Annotated in this window: 9 protein-coding genes and 3 rRNA genes; 3 read left to right on the plus strand and 9 right to left on the minus strand. The window is 69.2% G+C overall.

What is annotated here, in order from left to right:
- Positions 1-2: 2 nt before the first annotated feature.
- The 5 genes from ACT1U9_RS14255 to ACT1U9_RS14275 all read right to left on the minus strand — a co-directional run bounded on the left by ACT1U9_RS14255 (position 3) and on the right by ACT1U9_RS14275 (position 7,040).
- On the minus strand, positions 3-554 hold the full coding sequence (locus ACT1U9_RS14255; protein ID WP_444538668.1) for a GNAT family N-acetyltransferase: 552 nt from the start codon (positions 552-554) through the stop codon (positions 3-5).
- 82 nt (positions 555-636) lie between these two features.
- Positions 637-753 (minus strand): 5S ribosomal RNA (gene rrf / locus ACT1U9_RS14260).
- Between the two features lie 76 nt (positions 754-829).
- Positions 830-3,951, minus strand: a 23S ribosomal RNA gene (locus ACT1U9_RS14265).
- Positions 3,952-4,231: 280 nt separating this feature from the next.
- Positions 4,232-5,757: ribosomal RNA gene (locus ACT1U9_RS14270) — 16S ribosomal RNA — on the minus strand.
- The 16S, 23S and 5S rRNA genes sit together here, the layout of an rRNA operon.
- A 716-nt stretch (positions 5,758-6,473) precedes the next feature.
- Positions 6,474-7,040: a MarR family winged helix-turn-helix transcriptional regulator gene (locus ACT1U9_RS14275; RefSeq protein WP_444538669.1), complete on the minus strand. Its 567-nt coding sequence runs from the start codon at positions 7,038-7,040 to the stop codon at positions 6,474-6,476.
- A 191-nt stretch (positions 7,041-7,231) separates the two neighbouring features.
- Between ACT1U9_RS14275 and ACT1U9_RS14280 the strand changes: the two genes are divergently transcribed.
- The gene (locus ACT1U9_RS14280; RefSeq protein ID WP_444539106.1) at positions 7,232-8,494 is read left to right on the plus strand and encodes an MFS transporter; all 1,263 of its coding nucleotides are present in this window, start codon (positions 7,232-7,234) and stop codon (positions 8,492-8,494) included.
- 43 nt (positions 8,495-8,537) lie between these two features.
- Here the strand turns inward: ACT1U9_RS14280 and ACT1U9_RS14285 are convergent, their stop codons facing one another.
- Entirely contained in the window at positions 8,538-10,190 is a 1,653-nt protein-coding gene (locus ACT1U9_RS14285) for an ATP-binding SpoIIE family protein phosphatase (protein ID WP_444538670.1), read from the minus strand.
- A 102-nt stretch (positions 10,191-10,292) separates the two neighbouring features.
- Positions 10,293-11,753, minus strand: coding sequence for an NAD(P)/FAD-dependent oxidoreductase (locus ACT1U9_RS14290; RefSeq protein ID WP_444538671.1), 1,461 nt, complete (start codon positions 11,751-11,753; stop codon positions 10,293-10,295).
- A 323-nt stretch (positions 11,754-12,076) separates the two neighbouring features.
- Here ACT1U9_RS14290 and ACT1U9_RS14295 point away from each other — a divergent pair, with 323 nt between their 5' ends.
- Positions 12,077-12,892 (plus strand): TetR/AcrR family transcriptional regulator, encoded by an 816-nt coding sequence (locus ACT1U9_RS14295; RefSeq protein ID WP_444538672.1) that lies wholly within the window; start codon positions 12,077-12,079, stop codon positions 12,890-12,892.
- Between the two features lie 266 nt (positions 12,893-13,158).
- Entirely contained in the window at positions 13,159-15,144 is a 1,986-nt protein-coding gene (locus ACT1U9_RS14300; RefSeq protein WP_444538673.1) for a sigma-70 family RNA polymerase sigma factor, read from the plus strand.
- Positions 15,145-15,152: 8 nt separating this feature from the next.
- Here the strand turns inward: ACT1U9_RS14300 and ACT1U9_RS14305 are convergent, their stop codons facing one another.
- Both ACT1U9_RS14305 and ACT1U9_RS14310 read right to left on the minus strand, forming a co-directional pair.
- Entirely contained in the window at positions 15,153-18,344 is a 3,192-nt protein-coding gene (locus ACT1U9_RS14305; RefSeq protein ID WP_444538674.1) for an ATP-binding protein, read from the minus strand.
- A 230-nt stretch (positions 18,345-18,574) separates the two neighbouring features.
- A complete protein-coding gene (locus ACT1U9_RS14310) occupies positions 18,575-20,686 on the minus strand; it encodes an asparagine synthase-related protein (protein ID WP_444538675.1) in 2,112 nt (703 codons plus the stop codon).
- Between the last annotated feature and the right edge of the window lie 564 nt (positions 20,687-21,250).

A 21,250-nucleotide genomic window follows, 5' to 3' on the forward strand; every position in this document is an offset into this window, starting at 1 on the left:
CGCTACGGCCGGACGATCTCCATCTCGACGTCGTGCGACGCCGGCTCGCCGGGCGCCACGGGCGCGCTCTTGCCCGTCCGTACGAACCCGAACTTCGTGTAGAAGCCCTCGGCCCGCGGGTTCTCCGTGTGTACGTACAGTCGTACGCGCCCGATCCGCGGCTGCTCCAGGGACCAGACCCACTCCACGGCGGCCTCGAAGAGCCGCTCGGTGAGCCCGATGCCGCGGTGCTCGGGCCGTACGAAGACGCCGACCAGATGCGCCTGGTCGGCCTCGATCGCGTCCCCGAAGAAGTCCTCGCCGCCGGCCCGCTCGATCAGCGCGACGACCGTGCCGACCCAGGTGCCGTCGGAGGCCTCGGCCACGAACTGGCAGGCGCCGTCGCCGGTCGCCCGGGCGGTGCGCGCTTCCCAGAAGGAATCGGGCTGGGCGACCGCCTGCTCGGTGGTCTCCAGGAAGGCCACGGGTGCGGCGGGATCGGCGAGCGAGGCGAGCCTCAGCTCCTTGGCCTTGCGCCATTCGTCGGCCCGTACGGGGCGTATCACTTGTTCCATGGCGAGATAGTGCCATGGAACGCAGAAAAGCCCCGCACCATTAATCCTTGCGGATCATGGTGCGGGGCTTCCCGCAATGATTGTTCGGCGGCGTCCTACTCTCCCACAGGGTCCCCCCTGCAGTACCATCGGCGCTGAAAGGCTTAGCTTCCGGGTTCGGAATGTAACCGGGCGTTTCCCTAACGCTATGACCACCGAAACACTATGAAATTTGAACGCTGGCACTGACACAGCTGTTCGTTATTTCAGAACAAACACAGTGGACGCGAGCAACTGAGGACAAGCCCTCGGCCTATTAGTACCAGTCAGCTCCACCCCTTACGAGGCTTCCACATCTGGCCTATCAACCCAGTCGTCTACTGGGAGCCTTACCCTCTCAAGGAGGTGGGAATACTCATCTCGAAGCAGGCTTCCCGCTTAGATGCTTTCAGCGGTTATCCCTCCCGAACGTAGCCAACCAGCCATGCCCTTGGCAGGACAACTGGCACACCAGAGGTTCGTCCGTCCCGGTCCTCTCGTACTAGGGACAGCCCTTCTCAATATTCCTACGCGCACAGCGGATAGGGACCGAACTGTCTCACGACGTTCTAAACCCAGCTCGCGTACCGCTTTAATGGGCGAACAGCCCAACCCTTGGGACCGACTCCAGCCCCAGGATGCGACGAGCCGACATCGAGGTGCCAAACCATCCCGTCGATATGGACTCTTGGGGAAGATCAGCCTGTTATCCCCGGGGTACCTTTTATCCGTTGAGCGACGGCGCTTCCACAAGCCACCGCCGGATCACTAGTCCCGACTTTCGTCCCTGCTCGACCCGTCGGTCTCACAGTCAAGCTCCCTTGTGCACTTACACTCAACACCTGATTGCCAACCAGGCTGAGGGAACCTTTGGGCGCCTCCGTTACTCTTTAGGAGGCAACCGCCCCAGTTAAACTACCCATCAGACACTGTCCCTGATCCGGATCACGGACCCAGGTTAGACATCCAGCACGACCAGAGTGGTATTTCAACGACGACTCCACAACCACTGGCGTGGCTGCTTCACAGTCTCCCACCTATCCTACACAAGCCGAACCGAACACCAATATCAAACTGTAGTAAAGGTCCCGGGGTCTTTCCGTCCTGCTGCGCGAAACGAGCATCTTTACTCGTAGTGCAATTTCACCGGGCCTATGGTTGAGACAGTCGAGAAGTCGTTACGCCATTCGTGCAGGTCGGAACTTACCCGACAAGGAATTTCGCTACCTTAGGATGGTTATAGTTACCACCGCCGTTTACTGGCGCTTAAGTTCTCAGCTTCGCCACACCGAAATGTGACTAACCGGTCCCCTTAACGTTCCAGCACCGGGCAGGCGTCAGTCCGTATACATCGCCTTACGGCTTCGCACGGACCTGTGTTTTTAGTAAACAGTCGCTTCTCGCTGGTCTCTGCGGCCACCCCCAGCTCAGAGTGCAAGACTCATCACCGGTGATGGCCCCCCTTCTCCCGAAGTTACGGGGGCATTTTGCCGAGTTCCTTAACCATAGTTCACCCGAACGCCTCGGTATTCTCTACCTGACCACCTGAGTCGGTTTAGGGTACGGGCCGCCATGAAACTCGCTAGAGGCTTTTCTCGACAGCATAGGATCATCCACTTCACCACAATCGGCTCGGCATCAGGTCTCAGGCTTCATGCTGTCCGGATTTGCCTAGACAGCGCCCTACACCCTTACCCCGGGACTACCACCGCCCGGGCTGGACTACCTTCCTGCGTCACCCCATCGCTTACCTACTACAAGTCTGGTTCGTCGGCTCCACCACTTTCCTTTCCCCGAAGGGTCCGGAACGGCTTCACGGACTTAGCATCGCCTGATTCGATATTGGGCGTTTCAAAGCGGGTACCGGAATATCAACCGGTTGTCCATCGACTACGCCTGTCGGCCTCGCCTTAGGTCCCGACTTACCCTGGGCAGATCAGCTTGACCCAGGAACCCTTAGTCAATCGGCGCACACGTTTCTCACGTGTGTATCGCTACTCATGCCTGCATTCTCACTCGTGAACCGTCCACAACTAGCTTCCGCTGCTGCTTCACCCGGCACACGACGCTCCCCTACCCATCACAGTCCCCGTTGGGGGTATGTACTGCAATGACACGACTTCGGCGGTACGCTTGAGCCCCGCTACATTGTCGGCGCGGAATCACTTGACCAGTGAGCTATTACGCACTCTTTCAAGGGTGGCTGCTTCTAAGCCAACCTCCTGGTTGTCTCTGCGACTCCACATCCTTTCCCACTTAGCGTACGCTTAGGGGCCTTAGTCGATGCTCTGGGCTGTTTCCCTCTCGACCATGGAGCTTATCCCCCACAGTCTCACTGCCGCGCTCTCACTTACCGGCATTCGGAGTTTGGCTAAGGTCAGTAACCCGGTAGGGCCCATCGCCTATCCAGTGCTCTACCTCCGGCAAGAAACACACGACGCTGCACCTAAATGCATTTCGGGGAGAACCAGCTATCACGGAGTTTGATTGGCCTTTCACCCCTAACCACAGGTCATCCCCCAGGTTTTCAACCCTGGTGGGTTCGGTCCTCCACGAAGTCTTACCTCCGCTTCAACCTGCCCATGGCTAGATCACTCCGCTTCGGGTCTAGAGCGTGCAACTCAAACGCCCTGTTCGGACTCGCTTTCGCTACGGCTTCCCCACACGGGTTAACCTCGCTACACACCGCTAACTCGCAGGCTCATTCTTCAAAAGGCACGCAGTCACGACATACGTGCAAGCACGTATGCGACGCTCCCACGGCTTGTAGGCACACGGTTTCAGGTACTATTTCACTCCGCTCCCGCGGTACTTTTCACCATTCCCTCACGGTACTATCCGCTATCGGTCACCAGGGAATATTTAGGCTTAGCGGGTGGTCCCGCCAGATTCACACGGGATTTCTCGGGCCCCGTGCTACTTGGGTGTCTCTCAAACGAGCCGTCAATGTTTCAGCTACGGGGGTCTTACCCTCTACGCCGGACCTTTCGCATGTCCTTCGCCTACATCAACGGTTTCTGACTCGTCTCACAGCCGGCAGACTGTGAAAGAGAGATCCCACAACCCCCACGACGCAACCCCTGCCGGGTCTCACACGTCATAGGTTTGGCCTCATCCGGTTTCGCTCGCCACTACTCCCGGAATCACGGTTGTTTTCTCTTCCTGAGGGTACTGAGATGTTTCACTTCCCCTCGTTCCCTCCACATGCCCTATGTGTTCAGGCATGGGTGACAGCCCATGACGACTGCCGGGTTTCCCCATTCGGAAACCCCCGGATCAAAGCCTGGTTGACGGCTCCCCGGGGACTATCGTGGCCTCCCACGTCCTTCATCGGTTCCTGGTGCCAAGGCATCCACCGTGCGCCCTTAAAAACTTGGCCACAGATGCTCGCGTCCACTGTGCAGTTCTCAAACAACGACCAGCCACCCATCACCCCACCAACAAGTAGTGAGTGCACTGGGGCCGGCAACTGAAGACTTTGGCCTTACCGGCCGCACCTTCAGACACCCAACAGCGTGCCCGGCCCTCCCAGATCGTCTCTCACGTTCCACGCCGAAGCAGTACTAGTGAAATCTTTCCGGAAGTGCCGAATAGTCAACGTTCCACCCATGAGCTGACCGTGCAGAACATTTGCCTGCAATCGGTACTGTGCTCCTTAGAAAGGAGGTGATCCAGCCGCACCTTCCGGTACGGCTACCTTGTTACGACTTCGTCCCAATCGCCAGTCCCACCTTCGACAGCTCCCTCCCACAAGGGGTTGGGCCACCGGCTTCGGGTGTTACCGACTTTCGTGACGTGACGGGCGGTGTGTACAAGGCCCGGGAACGTATTCACCGCAGCAATGCTGATCTGCGATTACTAGCAACTCCGACTTCATGGGGTCGAGTTGCAGACCCCAATCCGAACTGAGACCGGCTTTTTGAGATTCGCTCCGCCTCACGGCATCGCAGCTCATTGTACCGGCCATTGTAGCACGTGTGCAGCCCAAGACATAAGGGGCATGATGACTTGACGTCGTCCCCACCTTCCTCCGAGTTGACCCCGGCAGTCTCCTGTGAGTCCCCATCACCCCGAAGGGCATGCTGGCAACACAGAACAAGGGTTGCGCTCGTTGCGGGACTTAACCCAACATCTCACGACACGAGCTGACGACAGCCATGCACCACCTGTATACCGACCACAAGGGGGGCACTATCTCTAATGCTTTCCGGTATATGTCAAGCCTTGGTAAGGTTCTTCGCGTTGCGTCGAATTAAGCCACATGCTCCGCTGCTTGTGCGGGCCCCCGTCAATTCCTTTGAGTTTTAGCCTTGCGGCCGTACTCCCCAGGCGGGGAACTTAATGCGTTAGCTGCGGCACCGACGACGTGGAATGTCGCCAACACCTAGTTCCCAACGTTTACGGCGTGGACTACCAGGGTATCTAATCCTGTTCGCTCCCCACGCTTTCGCTCCTCAGCGTCAGTAATGGCCCAGAGATCCGCCTTCGCCACCGGTGTTCCTCCTGATATCTGCGCATTTCACCGCTACACCAGGAATTCCGATCTCCCCTACCACACTCTAGCTAGCCCGTATCGAATGCAGACCCGGGGTTAAGCCCCGGGCTTTCACATCCGACGTGACAAGCCGCCTACGAGCTCTTTACGCCCAATAATTCCGGACAACGCTTGCGCCCTACGTATTACCGCGGCTGCTGGCACGTAGTTAGCCGGCGCTTCTTCTGCAGGTACCGTCACTTGCGCTTCTTCCCTGCTGAAAGAGGTTTACAACCCGAAGGCCGTCATCCCTCACGCGGCGTCGCTGCATCAGGCTTTCGCCCATTGTGCAATATTCCCCACTGCTGCCTCCCGTAGGAGTCTGGGCCGTGTCTCAGTCCCAGTGTGGCCGGTCGCCCTCTCAGGCCGGCTACCCGTCGTCGCCTTGGTAGGCCATTACCCCACCAACAAGCTGATAGGCCGCGGGCTCATCCTTCACCGCCGGAGCTTTCCACCCGGAAGCATGCGCTTCCAGGTCGTATCCGGTATTAGACCCCGTTTCCAGGGCTTGTCCCAGAGTGAAGGGCAGATTGCCCACGTGTTACTCACCCGTTCGCCACTAATCCACCCCGAAGGGCTTCATCGTTCGACTTGCATGTGTTAAGCACGCCGCCAGCGTTCGTCCTGAGCCAGGATCAAACTCTCCATGAATGTTTACCGGTAATCCGGTGCACACACACGAAAGAGCGGAACAACCCGGTCGGAATATGACCAGTTGTCCTCAGCGTCCTCGCTGTGTTGTTGCCACCCGCAAGCGGATGGACTTTTCAAAGGAACCTCCAACCCAACCGACAAGCGGTGGGCCGGGGTTGTCAATCTGGCGTTGACTTTTGGCACGCTGTTGAGTTCTCAAGGTACGGACGCTTCCTTTGTTCCCGTTTCCGGGCCCTCCGGGCGCTTCCTTCGTTTCCGACTCTATCAGACCGTTTCCGTTCCGATTTCCTCGGCGCTTTCCAGGTTCTTCGCTCTCGCGTTTTCCCTTTCCGGCGGTTCCGACTCTATCAGATCCCTTCGGGCCTGATTTCCGGTCTCCCGGAGCCAAGTCGGCTTGTCTTCCCGGCTGTTGGGCCGTTCCGACGTCCCAGACTCTAGCGGATTTCCTGGGCGGCTCCTAATCGGGCCGCTCAGTCGATCCCGCTCTCGTCGAATTGAAATTCGGCATGCCGAAATTCATCCCGGACGGGAGATCGTGCTGAGTTGGGTTGCCGCAAATCTGCGGCGGACGGCTGTCGCAGAAACCTTCCGGCCCCGCGACAACTCGAAGAACTTTACGGATCCGGGAGGGGGATGTCAACCCCCGTCAACCGGTTTACGGACGGGCCCCGGACCCCCCAACCTCCGGACCTCCCCAGGTCAGTCGGGGTCGGTCAGTCCAGGTCCGTCAGGCGCCCGCCGGCGTCCGGCTGGGCGTGCTCCACCCGGCGCAGCAGGCGGATCAGCATCTCGCCCAGGAGGCCGCGCTCCTCGGAGGTGAGGTCCTGGAGCAGGTCCTCCTCGAAGTCGGTGGCCATCTCCATGGCCTCCAGCCACTTCGTACGCCCCTCGTCGGTCAGCTCGACGATGACCCGCACCCGGTTGTTCTCGTCGCGGTCGCGCGTGACCAGGCCCTCGCCCGCCATGCGGTCGATGCGGTGGGTCATGGCGGCGGGGGTGAGGCCGAGGCGCTTGGCCAGTTCGCCGGGGCCGAGCCGGTACGGCTTGCCCGCGAGCACGAGGGTCTTCAGGACCTCCCACTCGGCGTTGCTGATGCCGAGGGCCGCGACCTGGCGTCCGTACGCCACGTTCATGCGGCGGTTCAGCCGGCCCAGGGCCGAGACGACCTTCTCCACCTGGGGGTCGAGGTCGCGGAACTCGCGCTGGTACGCGGCGATCTGCTCGTCGAGGGTCGGCTCCTCGGGGCCGGTGGGCCCGCCGGGCTCGGTGGTCTCAGCCATGCCGCGAGTATCGCACGGTACGCGTTGGCGTCTAAGTCCTTGAGTGTGTATTGTTGAGGTCCTAACTTTAGTGTTGAAGTCTTCGGGCCTGAGAGCTTCAGGTTCAAGACCTCCGCTTCAAGGCTTCTGCTTCAGGGCCTCTGCTTCTGGACCTCAAGGTGGTGAGTGTGACCAAGGTGATGGGCGCCGCGATGCGCAAGATCCAGGCGGGGAACGCGCTGAGTGCGTTCGGGCTCGGGTTCACCGTTCCGTATCTGTACATCTATGTGGCGACGGTGCGAGGGCTCGGCTCCTTCTGGGCCGGGATCGTCCTCGGCGTCTTCGCCCTGGCCGCGCTCGTCGCGCTGCTCTTCACCGGCCGGGTCATCGACCGGCGCGGGCCGCTGCCCGTCCTGGTCGGCGCCGCCGTGACGGCCGCCGTGGGCGCGCTCTTCCTCGGCATCGCCTCGAACCTGGTCGCGGTCCTCGCGTCCGCCGCGCTGCTCGGCGCGGGCACCGCGGTCATGCAGCCCGCGCTCGCCACCATGATCGTGTGGTGCTCGGGTCCGGAGTCCCGTACGCGTGCCTTCGCCATGCAGTTCTTCCTGGCGAACCTCGGGCTCGGCATCGGCGGGCTCGTCGGCGGTCAGATCGTCGACGAGAGCCGTCCGTCCTCCTTCACGCTGCTCTTCGCCATCGAGTCCGTGATGTTCCTGGTCCTCGCCGGGATCGCGCTGTCCGTGAAGCTGCCGCACAACGCGGCCATCGGGGACGCGCGGCCCAAGGGCGAGCAGGGCGGGGGCTTCCGCGCGGTGCTCGGGCACGGCGCGATGGTGCGCCTGTGCGTCCTCGGCTTCGTGCTCTTCTTCGCCTGCTACGGGCAGTTCGAGTCGGGCCTGGCGGCGTACGGCACCGAGGCCGCCGGGATCGACCCCGCGACGCTGGGGATCGCGCTGGCCGCCAACACCGGGGCCATCGTCGTCGCCCAGTTCCTGGTGCTGAAGTTCGTCGAGCGCCGCCGCCGCAGCCGCGTCATCGCCGCCGTCGGCCTGATCTGGACCGTGGCCTGGGTCTTCGCCGGGTACGCGGGGCTCGGGCACGGCAGCCAGACGATGGCGACCGCCGCGTTCATCTCCACGTACGCGCTCTTCGGGCTCGGTGAGGCGATGCTGTCGCCGACCGTGGCGCCGCTGGTCGCGGACCTGGCGCCGGAGTCGATGATCGGCCAGTACAACTCGGCGTTCGCGCTGGTCAAGCAGATGGCGCTGGCGCTCGGGCCGTTCGTGGGCGGGCCCATGGGTGCCACGCTGCACGGCCCGTACATCGTGACGTTCATTCTGTTCTCGCTCGGGATCACCGTCCTCGCGCTGCGGCTCGGCAAGCGGCTCACCCTCGCGCAGGACCACCCGATGCTCGCGGCGAAGTCGCGGGTGGTCGCGGTCCACAAGGCCGAGCCCGCCGAAGTCCCGGCCTAGGCCGAAAAGCGGCAGGCGCCGTCTACGTAGTCGCTGTCAGCGTCTACGTAGGCAGTGCGAACTCGCACCACACCGCTTTGCCGCCGCCCGGTGTGCGGCGCGAACCCCAGGACGAGGCGATCGTCGCGACGATCGAGATGCCTCGTCCTGACTCGTCCCCGGGGTCGGCGCGGCGGCGGCGCGGCAGATGGTCGTCGCCGTCCGTCACCTCGATGATCAGTCGGCGGTCGGTGCGGCGCAGCCGGAGCCGCATCGGCGGGGTGCCGTGCTGGAGCGAGTTGGCCACCAGCTCGCTCGCTGCCAGGACGCCCAGGTCGCGCAGCTCGACCGGGAAGCGCCAGGAGGCGAGGACCCCGGACGCGAAGGCACGCGCGCGTGGCGCGGCTTCGACGCCGCCGAGCAGGTCGAGCGCCGCGTTGTGGAAGAGCTCCGCGTTCGGTCCCGTACGGGCCGGGTGCTGGAGGACCAGGACCGCCACGTCGTCGTCGTGCTCGGCGGTCACCCCCAGCGAGCGGATCAGGCGGTCGCAGACGACCTGCGGGGTGCCGACCGCGCCGGACAGCGCGCGCTCCAGGGCGGCGACGCCCTCGTCGATGTCCTCGCCCCTGCGCTCGACGAGACCGTCCGTATAGAGGACGGCGGTCGCGCCGGGCGGCAGGGCGATGGTGCCGGAGGTGTGCAGCCAGCCGCCGGTGCCCAGCGGCGGGCCGTTCGGGTCCTCCGCCCGGTGCACGCTGCCGTCCTCGTGGCGTACGAGAACGGGCAGGTGGCCGGCGGACGCGTACACCAGACGGCCCTCGTTGGGGTCGTGCACCGCGTAGACGCAGGTGGCGATCTGGCTGGCGTCGATCTCGGCGGCCAGGCCGTCCAGGAGCTGGAGCACCTCGTGCGGCGGCAGGTCCAGGCGTGCGTACGCCCGCACCGCAGTGCGCAGCTGGCCCATCACGGCGGCCGCCCGCACCCCGCGCCCCATCACGTCCCCGATGACCAGCGCCGTGCGCCCGGCGCCGAGCGTGATCACGTCGTACCAGTCGCCGCCGACCGCCGCGTCCGTGCCGCCCGGCTGGTAGGTGGCGGCGACGCGCAGGTCGTCGGGCTGCTCCAGCTCCTGCGGGAGCAGGGAGCGCTGGAGCGTCACGGCGGTCTCGCGGTGGCGGCGCTCGCTGGCGCGCAGCCGCTCGGCGGCCTCGGCGTGGTCGGTGACGTCGGCCGCGTGGACGAGGACGCCTCCGCCGCCCTCCCCGCGCGCGGGGATGTCCACAGGCGTGCAGGTGACCGTGTACGAGCCGCCGCCCTGGGCCTTGCGGGACTTGACCGTACGGGGCTTGCCGCTGCGCAGCACCTGGTCCATCAGCGGCAGCAGGCCCAGCTCCTCCAGCTCGGGCAGCGCCTTGGCGGCGGGGGCGCCGGCGGTGCGGGGGCCGAAGACCGTCGCGTACGCGTCGTTGACGTACGCCACGCGGTGCTCCGGGCCGTACACCAGCGCCACGAGGGCCGGGAGCTCGCCGAGGAGGCGGCGGACCGACAGCTCCTCCAGGGCGGGCGCCTCGGGGCCGTCCGTGCCGTCGCCGTCGGGCCAGGTCTCGGCCTCCGGGCCGTACTCACCGCGCGCGGCGGGCACGGAGCCCCGGTCGGTCCGTGCGGCGGCGCGGCGCTGCGTACCGGGGAGCCGGGCGCTCCAACGCGTGAAGTTCACGGATCTCTTGGCCTCGTGTGTCGCTGGCTGCTGGGTCACTCTGTGCAGATGTGGGCCCACCTATGGTCACACGTCCAGTGTGACGGACCGCACTGACAACCGTCAGTTCCCCTGGGGACCGGACGGCTTGGGGCCGGATCCGTGGCCGGGTCCGACGGGCCGCCCGCCCGCCGCGCTCTCGAATTCCGCGCGCGGGTGCTCCAGCGAGCCCAGCGAGACGATCTCCCGCTTGAACAGGCCGGCGAGCGTCCATTCGGCGAGCACGCGCGCCTTGCGGTTGAAGGTCGGCACGCGGCTGAGGTGGTAGGCGCGGTGCATGAACCAGGCCGGGTAGCCCTTGAGTTTGCGGCCGTAGACATGGGCCACGCCCTTGTGGAGGCCGAGGGAGGCGACCGAGCCGACGTACTTGTGCTCGTACTCCTTGAGCGGCCCGCCGTTGACGGAGGCGGCGATGTTCTCGGCGAGCGTCTTGGCCTGGCGCACCGCGTGCTGCGCGTTGGGTGCGCACTCCTTGCCCTTCTCTCCCCCAGAGCCGAAAGCCTGGGAGGTGCCCCCAGACGTGATGTCCGGGACGGCGGCCGCGTCCCCGGCCGCCCAGGCGTGCTCGACGCCCTCGATCCGCAGCTCTGCGGTGCACTTGAGGCGGCCGCGTTCGGTCAGCGGCAGATCGGTGCGGGCGAGGACGGGCGCCGGCTTGACCCCGGCCGTCCACACGACCGTACGGGTGGGGAAGCGGGAGCCGTCGCTGAGCACCGCGACCCGGTTCTCGCAGGAGTCGAGGCGGGTCTCCAGGCGTACGTCGATGTTGCGGCCGCGCAGCTCGCGGATGGCGTACTGGCCCATCTCCTCGCCGACCTCGGGCAGGATGCGGTTGCTTGCCTCCACGAGGATCCACTTCAGGTCCTCGGGCTTGATGTTGTGGTAGTACCGCGCGGTGTAGCGGGCCATGTCCTCCAGCTCGCCGAGCGCCTCCACGCCCGCGTAGCCGCCGCCGACGAACACGAAGGTGAGGGCCGCGTCGCGGATCGCCACGTCACGCGTGGAGGAGGCGATGTCCATCTGCTCGATGACGTGGTTGCGCAGGCCGATGGCCTCCTCGACCGTCTTGAAGCCGATGGCGTAGTCGGCGAGGCCCGGGACGGGCAGCGTGCGCGAGATCGAGCCGGGCGCCAGGACGAGTTCGTCGTACGCGATCTCGACCGCTCCGGTGCCCTCCTCCTCGGTCGCGAGGGTGGTTACGGTCGCGGTCCGCCCGGCGTGGTCGATCTTCTGCACCTCGCCGATGACGACATGGCACCGGTCCAGGACACGGCGCAGCGGCACCACCACATGGCGCGGCGAGATGGATCCGGCCGCCGCCTCCGGCAGGAACGGCTGGTACGTCATATACGGATCCGGGGTGATCACCGTGATCCGGACGGCGTCGTCCCGCAGCCGGGCCTTCAGCTTCCGCTGGAGGCGCAGCGCCGTGTACATCCCGACGTAGCCGCCGCCGACCACGAGAATGTGCGTGCCGGGCGGTGGTTCGGGGCTCGTCCCCCGATTGATCGCAGCCTTCACCATCCCATGAGGCATCCCGTTCCAGGGTTTGTCCACAGGCCCGGCAAATTGTGTGACTGGAGGATGTGGCCGGAAGCAGTGCCGCGTTTTCCCGAAGGTTGGGACAAACATGCAGGTCAGAGCGGGGTAGCTGGCTCATCGCACCGGTCCGAATCGGGAAGGTTCCGGTCCTTGCTCCGATCGGGGTGCACACCGTGCGGAACAACCCTCTTCTGAATTGACTCCGGCTCAACTATGTTCGTACCTCGTCGGGGTGTCGGGTCCGGCCACCCGACTGTCAGGGCGGGGAGTCTCCGGGGGGAGACGTCATTACCGGGGGAACGGTTATGCATATTCAGGACTCTCATTGGCAGGCTGCCGTCGTAGCGTCGGCGGACGGCATGGGACGTACGGGCGGTGGTGGGAGCGCTTCCCGCTCCGCACCGCTGCGCGTGGACGCACAGCGGAATCTGGAGCATGTGCTCCGCGCCGCGCGCGAGGTCTTCGGTGAACTGGGGTACGGGGCACCGATGGAGGACGTGGCGCGCCGCGCCCGCGTCGGCGTCGGCACCGTGTACCGGCGGTTCCCGAGCAAGGACGTGCTGGTCCGGCGGATAGCCGAGGAGGAGACCGCGCGCCTGACCGACCAGGCGCGCACCGCCCTCGGCCAGGAGGAGGAGCCGTGGTCGGCCCTCTCCCGCTTCCTGCGGACCTCCGTCGCCTCGGGCGCGGGCCGGCTGCTGCCGCCGCAGGTGCTGCGGGTCGGCGTGGACGTCGACGAGTCGACGGTGGTCGGCGGGGCGCCGACGCTGGAGCCGGTCGAGCCGCTGGAGGCGATGGCGTCGCTGCCCGCCGAGGCGCGGGTGCCGCAGCAGCGCCAGGCGGGTCTGCCGGGCACGCCCGACCTGCGGGTCGTCGAGCCGCGCACGACGTCCGCCGAGGAGCTCGACGACGCGGGGGCGGCCGAACTGCTCGCGGTCGTGGGCCAGCTGGTGGACCGCGCGCGCGAGGCGGGCGAGCTGCGACGTGACGTGACGGTGGCCGACGTCCTGCTGGTGATAGCGACGGCGGCGCCCTCGCTGCCGGACGCGCACCAGCAGGCGGCGGCGTCCGCCCGGCTGCTCGACATCCTCCTTGAGGGGCTGCGGTCGCGGCCGGCGTGAGGCGCTGACCGCCGGCCGACGGCTTCGGCGGTCCGCCGCCGGTTCGGGGCGAGCGGGCTCCGGCGCCATCGGTTCGGGGCGATCGGACTCCGGCCTTCCGTGCTCGCGTTCGTCGATCCTTCCCCGTACGGGGAGGCGGTAGTACCGCGGTGCGGGAAGTCTCCCCGGATGAGTGGTTGACGCTCCGGGGGCTCCGTCGGGCCGTGGACTCTGTGGGACGCTTGCCCGGTGGTCGGGTCTGAGCGCGCTTACGGGGGCTTCCGCAAATGAACGTTGACGGGCGGGACGAGTCGCTCGGAGGCGGCAGCGGGACGGAGCCGGGCGGGCTGCCCGCCCGGCACGTGCCGAGCCAAGGCGGCCCCGGCGGGCGCCCGGACGGCGACGGCGAGCCCGGCGGGACCGTGCTGCCCGGCCCGTGGGGCTCCGGCCACGAGTCCGACGCCCCGGCATCCGGGCCTGGCGCGTCCGGGTCCGGCGCGGAAGCCAGCGTTCCGCAGCAGCGCGAGCGCGGCACCGGCACCGGCACCACCAAGCCGACCGCGCCCGAGCTCGCCACCGCCGACGCCGAGCTGATCCAGCGGATGCGGGCGGGCGACGACAGCGCGTACGAGGAGCTGTTCCGGCGGCACTCGGACGCGGTGCGCCGCTACGCGCGCACCTGCTGCCGGGACGCGCACACCGCCGACGACCTGACGGCCGAGGTGTTCGCGCGCACGCTCCAGGCGGTGCGCGGCGGGGCGGGGCCCGAGCAGGCCGTGCGGGCGTACCTGATGACGACCGTGCGCCGCGTCGCCGCGTCCTGGACCAAGACCGCCAAGCGCGAGCAACTGGTCGAGGACTTCGCCCTCTTCGCCGACCAGGCCGCCCGTACCTCGGACGGCCGGGACGGCGACACCGTCGACCTGGGCGCGGACGTACGGGCGATGCACGAGGCGGAGCAGTCGCTCGCCCTCCAGGCGTTCCGCTCGCTGCCGGAGCGGTGGCAGGCGGTGCTCTGGCACACCACGGTCGAGGAGGAGTCGCCCAGCGAGATCGCCCCGCTGTTCGGGCTGAGCGCCAACGCCACGGCCGTGCTCGCCTCCCGGGCCCGGGAGGGCCTGAAGCAGGCGTACCTCCAGGCGCATGTCTCCACCGCGCTCACCGAGGGCGGCGACTGCGCCCGTTACGCGGACCGGCTCGGGGCGTACGCGCGCGGCGGCCTGCGGATGCGGGCCGAGCGGGGCCTGAGCAAGCACCTGGAGGAGTGCGCCAAGTGCCGGCTCGCGGTCGTCGAGCTCAAGGACGTCAACGCCGGGATCCCCGCGCTGCTGCCGGTCGCGGTGGTCGGCTGGTTCGCCGCCGGGTACTCGCTCAAGGCCGCCGGGATCGTGGCGGGCGGTGCCGCCGGTGCGGCGGGCGCGGGTGCCGCCGCGGCCGCGGGCGGCGGGAGTTCGTCGGGCAGCGCGGCCGGGGGTGCCGTCGCCTCGGAGGGGCTCGGCGCCCCGGCGAAGGCGGGCATCGCGGCGGCGGTCGCCGTCGCGGTGGCCGCGGGTGTGGTCTTCGCGCTCAGCGGCAACGACACCAAGCAGCCCCCGAAGCCCGAGGCCAAGCCCCCGGCCGTGGTCCCGGTCGTGCCGCAGAAGCCGCCGCCCTCCCCCACACCGGAGCCCCCGGCGCCGCCCGCGCCCGTGCCGCCCCCACCGGTGCCGCCGAAGAAGCCGTCCCCCCGGCCGACGCCCAAGCCCGTCCCCCCGAAGCCCAAGCCGAAGCCGCCCGCCCCGGCACCGAAGCCCACGCCGCCCAAGCCGACGCCTCCTCCCCCGCCGCCACCCCCGGTGCAGACGGTCTACCAGGTCAACCGGCTCCAGTACGGCGTGTTCGGCGACCACACCAAGCCCGAGGTGCGGCTCGGCGAGTCCAGCTGGCTCTGGCAGCGCTGGGGCCTGTCGATCGACGACCAGCCGTACAGCCATGGTGTGACCGTGCACGCGAGGTCGTCGGTGACGATCGACCTCAACCGGCAGTGCTCGGCCTACGACGCGTTCGCGGGGGTGGACGATCTGACGATGGGCCTGGGCGCGGTGCGGTTCTCGGTGTACGGGGACCAGACGCTGCTGTGGCGCTCGCCGGTGATGCACGGCGGCGACCCGGCGGTGCCGGTGCACGCCGACCTCTCGGGCCACAAGACGCTGCGCCTGGAGGTCGAGCCGCACACGCCGTTCGGCTCGGTGGCGCTCGCGGACTGGGCGAAGTCGGTCATCAACTGCCGCTGAGCGCCGAGCTATGAATCGCTGGCCGCCGCTTCCAGCAGCGCCACGACCTCCGTCGTGGAGAGGGCGGCCCCGGCGGCGCTCTCCTCCTCGTACACCTTCGGTCCCAGCTCCTCGCTCAGCCGGGCGCGCAGGGCGTCGAGGGCGGTGCGGTCCGGGACCCAGAGGGGGATTCCGGCGCGCCAGGTGGTGGAGGCGGCCAGGACGCGGGCGGCCAGGCGGAGTTCGCCGAGGTCTGGCAGGAGGCGGACGGCGCCCTCCGCGCAGTGCGCGAGCAGGATCTCGGCGCAGTCGCTCGCCACGGCGGCGCGCAGGGCGGCCGCGAGCCCCCGTACTCCGGCGGCGGGACCCGACTCGGCGCCCGCGACCCGGGCGCCCAGGCCGTCCAGGATCGCGGCGAAGTGCGGCGGCGGGATGGTGCGGGCGCACTCGGCGACGGCACGGTCGTACTCGGCCCGCGCGCCCGCCACGTCGCCCCGGTCCAGGGCCATGCAGGCGCGCAGATAGTGCACATAGGAGGCGGTCTCGAAGACGCTGTAGCGGACGGCGTCCGCCGCCGCCTCGTCGAGAATCACCTCGGCTCCGTCCAAGTCACCCGAGCGATAGGTGAGTTCGGCGATGCGGGCCAGCAGGAAGGGGGACTCGGCGTAAGCGCCGACCTCGCGGGCCAGGCCGAGCGCCTCCTCGTACGCGGGTCGGGCGTCCGCCGGACGGCCGCGCATCATCGCCGCCTCGCCGACGGCGCTGGCCACCTGCGCGCGCATCCAGCGGTCGCCGACGCGGCGGCCGATCTCGCGCAGCTCGGCGAGGTCGCCGTCCACGTCCCAGACGCCGCCGGGCATGTCGATGACCATGTGCGTACGGAACATGAGGCTGACGCCGATCTCCCATTCGCCGCCGTACGCACGGCAGTTGGCGACCACCGCGTCGACGCAGGCGCGCACCTCGGCGGGGGTGTCGAAGAGGAACGCGGCGAACGGCCAGAGCAGGCCGGGGAAGGTCGCCGCCTGCGGCCCGCCCTGTCCGAAGACGGCCTTCAGACGGGCCATCTCCGCCAGGCCCGCCGGCGTACGCAGGGCGTCGGCGGGGGTGGACTCGCCGAGCAGGAAGGTCCGCAGCAGCGAGAGCCGCATGCGCGGCCAGTAGCCGGGCTCGTCGGGGTCGTCCGGCGCCTTCGCGCCCGGCGCCTTCGCGTCGAGCGCGAGGACGCGTTCCGCCCAGGCGGTGCCCTCGGTGCGGTAGTTGCGCAGCCACCAGAACCAGCCCATGGCGAGGGCGAGTTCGGCGCCGCCGACCGGGTCGGGGGCGGTGACGGTGACCCGGTGGAGCACGGCCCGGATGTTGTCGAGCTCGCTCTCCAGGCGCCGGATCCAGGGCAGCTGCCCGTGCGAGCGAAGCAGCGGGTCGGCGGTGAGGACGAGGTCGCGGTAGTACGCGGTGTGGGCGCGGGCGGCCTCGGCCAGCGTGTCCGGCACCTGGGCCGCGCGCTCGGCGGCGTACTCGTGGATGGTCTCCAGCATCCGGTAGCGCATACCGCCCGCGTCGGGGTCCGGCGATGCCACGACCAGGGACTTGTCGACGAGGGCGGCGAGGTCGTCGGTGCAGTCGCTTGTCGATCCGCAGACGGCTTGGGCCGCGGACAGGTCCCAGCCGCCCGCGAAGACGGAGGCGCGGCACAGCACCGCGCGCTCGCGCTCGTCGAGCAGGTCCCACGACCAGTCGACGACCGCGCGCAGCGTCTGCTGCCTCGGCAGTACGGTCCTGCTGCCACTGGTCAGCAGCCGGAACCGGTCGTCGAGGCGGTCCGCGATCTGGCGCGGAGTCAGCAACCGCAGCCGGGCGGCGGCCAGTTCGATCGCCAGCGGCAGACCGTCGAGCCGTCGGCAGATCTCGGCGATGGCCTCGGGGTCGTCGTGCGGATCGAAGTCCGGTCGTACGGTACGGGCGCGCTCGGCGAAGAGGCGGTGCGCGGGGTCGGGCGGCAGCGGCTCGACCGGGCGGACGCGTTCGCCGGGCACACCGAGGGGTTCGCGGCTGGTGGCGAGGATCCGCAGGCCCGGGCAGCGCGTCAGCAGCGTCTCCGCGAGGCGGGCGGCGGCGCCGATGACGTGCTCGCAGTTGTCGAGCACGATCAGGGTGGCGGGGGCGGCGGACAGGTGGTCGACGAGGCGCGCGACCGGGTCGTCGGCGTGCGGCTGTCCCTCGCGTCCCAGCAGCGTGGTCTCGCGCAGCCCGAGCGCGGAGACGACGGCGCCGGGGACGGCGTCGGGGTGCTCCAGCGGGGCGAGTTCGGCGAGCCAGGCGGGGGTGTGGGCGGCGGACTCCTCGGCGAGCCGGGTCTTGCCGGAGCCGCCGGGTCCGGTGAGGGTGACGAGCCGGTGCTCCCTCACGTCCTCGCGGATGGCGGTGAGTTCGGGCTCGCGGCCGACGAAGGAGGTGAGGCGGGGGCGGAGGTTGCCGACGGGCGCGGCCTCCGGTGGGTTCAGCAACTCCTGGTGCAGCTTGGTGAGTTCCGGGCCCGGGTCGGCGCCGAGGGCGTCGGCGAGGGTGCGGCGGGCGCTCTCGTACGCGAGGAGGGCGTCGGCGGTACGGCCCTCGGCGCGCAGGGCGCGGATGAGCTGGGCGTGGAGGGGTTCGTCGTACGGGTGCGCCGCGAGCAGGGCGGTGAGCTCGGCGGGCAGCCGCGTGGTGGCGCCTCTTCGCAGATCCGCTTCGACGCGGTCGCGGAGGGCGGCGAAGTGGCGGGCCTCGGCGCGTACGGCACCGGTGCGGTCGGGGAGGTCGGCGAGGGCGGGGCCGCGCCACAGGTCGAGGGCGGTGCGCAGGGTGCGGGCGGCGGTGTCGGGGTCGCCGTCGGCGAGCTGGCTCGCGCCGGTGCGGGCCAGGTGCTCGAACGCGAACAGGTCCACGTCGTGGGGGCTGTCCACGACGAGGCGGTAGCCGCCGGGGGTGGATTCGATGGTGCCGTGCCCGATCGTTCGCCGCAGTCGGCCTACGAGGGCCTGGAGGGCGGCGGGGGCGTCTTGGGGCGGGTCGTCGGACCAGATGTCGTCGATGAGTGCGGTCTGGGGGACGGGGGTGGGCTGGTCGGCCCTGGCGGCGAGGGCGGTGAGCAGGGCGCGGAGGCGTTGGCCGCCGAGGGGGATGGCTGTGCCGTTGTCGTGGGCTTCGGCGGGGCCGAGGATGTTGTAGGTGTGCGGCACGGGGTCATTGTCGCGTGAGTTCTCCCCACCCCGCCCCTTCCCGAAAGCCCTGGGCGGGCGGCCGGGCGCTTCGTCTGCGGATCGTGCGTGGTTGCTCGCGCAGTTCCCCGCGCCCCTTAGATGGGCCCTTCGGGCCCTCCTTTAGGGGCGCGGGGAACTGCGCGACCAGCCCCCACCGCCGGAGGCTTTCGGGAAGGGGCGGGGTGGGGAATCCGCCCGCCGCAGGCGGCTCACGCCCGTAGCGTCGGCCGACCCGGGCCCACCCCGCTCGCCACCGCCCGCTGCTTCGGCGCAGCCGTGCCCGTCCAGCACGTACCCCGGCGGGACAGCAGGCGGCGGAGCCAGAGTTCGGTGGAGATCAGGTCGGCCAGGCCGTCCAGGGGGACGGGGGTGCCCGTGGCCGCCGCGTGCAGCGCCGTGCGGACAGTGCGGGCCTCGATCAGACCCGCGTCCGCCAGCAGCGGGGCTTCGAAGAGCGCGATCAGGGGGTCCAGAGCGAGCCGCAGGCCCGTGCGGGCCGCCGCCGTGGACGACGCGTGGGACGTGGCACCCCACCCGGGCGGCAACTCCCGTACGCCCGAGCCCGCCAGCACCGACCGCAGGATCGCCGCCCGCGCGCCCGGCTGGACCCGCAGGGCCTCGGGAAGGGCGCGGCAGGCCCGTACGACCTGGTTGTCCAGGAACGGGGCGTGCAGGCGCTGGCTGCGGATCTCGGCGGCCTGCTCCAGCACGCGGTGGTCGGCCGCGTAGCGGGCGAGGGCCGCGCGGGCCCGGGCCTCGCCGGGGCGCAGGACCGTGGCCGGACGGGTCGCCGACGCCATCAGCCGGATCGATACTTCTGCGAGCGCCTCACCGGTGAGCCACCGCGCCGCCGGACCCGGACGCGTCCACGCGAGGGAGGCAAGGGAGGCGTCCAACGGGCTTTCCGCGTCCGCCACTTGGAGGTCCGCGTCGCGCCGCAGCCGCTCGGCCGCCGACTCGATGCCCGTCCGGTACGGCGTACGGGCCAGCTTGCGCGCGGCCCGGTAGACGGTCAACGGGACGAAGAGCGAGTGGGCCGACGGGCCGCCCGCCTTGGCGAGCGCCGCCGCCGGGCGGAGCAGATGGCGGCGCTGACGGTCCATCAACAGATCGGCCAGGCGCGCCGGATGCGCGTCCAGGACCTGGCGCGCCCCGCTGCCCGTGAAGTGGTCCGCGCTGCCCGCCGCCAGCCTGCGGCGGTGGCGTTCGGCGGTGACCAGCGACGGCCCCGGCTCGTCGGTGAGCGGACCCGCCAGCTCCGCGTACGGCAGGGTCTCCTCGCCGCCCGCGACCACCACATGGTGCAGCCGGGGATTGGCCGCGATCGCCCCGGCCCGCTCCAGCTCGGCCTCGGCCCGACGGCCGGGCACGGCAAGGTCGTTGAAGGTCACCGCGAGCAGGCGTTCACCCGCGCCCGTGCCGTGGCCCAGCACCGTGCCGGGCACGCCGGGCAGCCCGGCGGCGAGCAGGGCGAGGGTGGCCGAGGCCGGGCCGCCGGAGAGGTCCGCGCCGATGCCGGGCGCCGGACCCCCGCGCGCGGCACGCCGCTCGGCGGGGCCCATGCCGGGGACGGGCCCGGGGTCCGGCGGCAGCGTCTCGGGGGCGTGGCGCGGCGCGGTGAGTCTCGCGCGTACGGCCCCGACCAGGGCCTCCCGTACGCCGTTGACCGCGCTCTCCTCGTCGACCTGGGCCGCGGCCACGGCGAGCGAGGCGACCGGCTCGTAGCCGGTGATCTCCCGCGAGCCCTCCCGCAGCACCAGCGCGTGGCCGGGCGGAATGCGCCGCACCCCCGCGTACGGGGTCGAGTCGCCGAGCGCCTCCGGTACGTCCGGGCAGGCCAGCAGGGCCGCCAAGTGGCCGATGTCCAGCTGGGCTTCGATGAGGTCGGCGAGCGGCAGGGCGGCCGTGGCGTAGGCGGTGCCGGTCGCCCAGGGCGTGTAGAACACGGGGCGTGCGCCGGCCAGGTCGCCGACGACAGTGACCCGGCGGCCGACCTGCGCAACCGCCGTATAGCTGCCGGGCCACGCCGAAAGGTGCCGCAGTGCGCCCCCGCGTGCCGCGAAAAGGCCGACCCGCAGCTCCTCGTCACTGGCGGCGCAGCAGCCCAGGATCGCGAGCCGGGTGTCCGCCCCCACGCTGACCACCCGGATCTCGTCGGGCCGCCAGTCGCCGACCGCCCAGAGCGGGTCGGGGTCGCCCCACAGCAGCTGGGAGCCGACGGGGTGCACGGTGCGCCCCTCCTCGGGCGCACCCACGGCACCGGCCGTCCCCGCTCCACCGAAACTCGCGGCGACACTGCTCCAGCCCACCAGCCACCGCATCGCCGCCTCCACAGCCTGTGGACAACTCGTCGCACGCGCCGCAGAACCCAGCGGGAGCCGTACTTCCGCGCACTTGCGTGTGGTTCCGAGGTCGCTCGGGACCATGCTGCCATGACAATGGCGCGCGGGAGGGACCTCGGGGTAGCGCGAGCAAAAAGTGAACGCGCCCCCTGGGATGGCCGATTGACGGCCCCGAGTGCGCCCCCGGCACGAGAAGAAACGGTCTTCCCGGTCGGTAACGGACCATCGGTTTTCGGCCAACTTCGGCCCACGCGCGCGTGGCGCACGCCCTGGAGGGGGCATGAAACCGAGAGGAAAGCGGAGGCGGAACAAGCACAGTCCGGGAGGCGCTGTCCGCCTCCCGGACCGGTCCGCCGCCCGCGGGGATTGAGGCGGCGGTGTCCCCCAGCCCACTGGATCCAGTGCAGCGGGCCGACCCACGCACCTCACATGGAAGCGCTCCCCACGCGTAAGCGGCCAGAGCGCACGCACCGCGCACGGCCACACACCCGGAGCACACAGGAGGCGTCCCAAGTCGTCCGGTCGGTAAACAATCTCGCCATC

The sequence above is a fragment of the Streptomyces sp. BR1 genome (assembly GCF_052373795.1).
Taxonomy (GTDB): Bacteria; Actinomycetota; Actinomycetes; order Streptomycetales; family Streptomycetaceae; genus Streptomyces.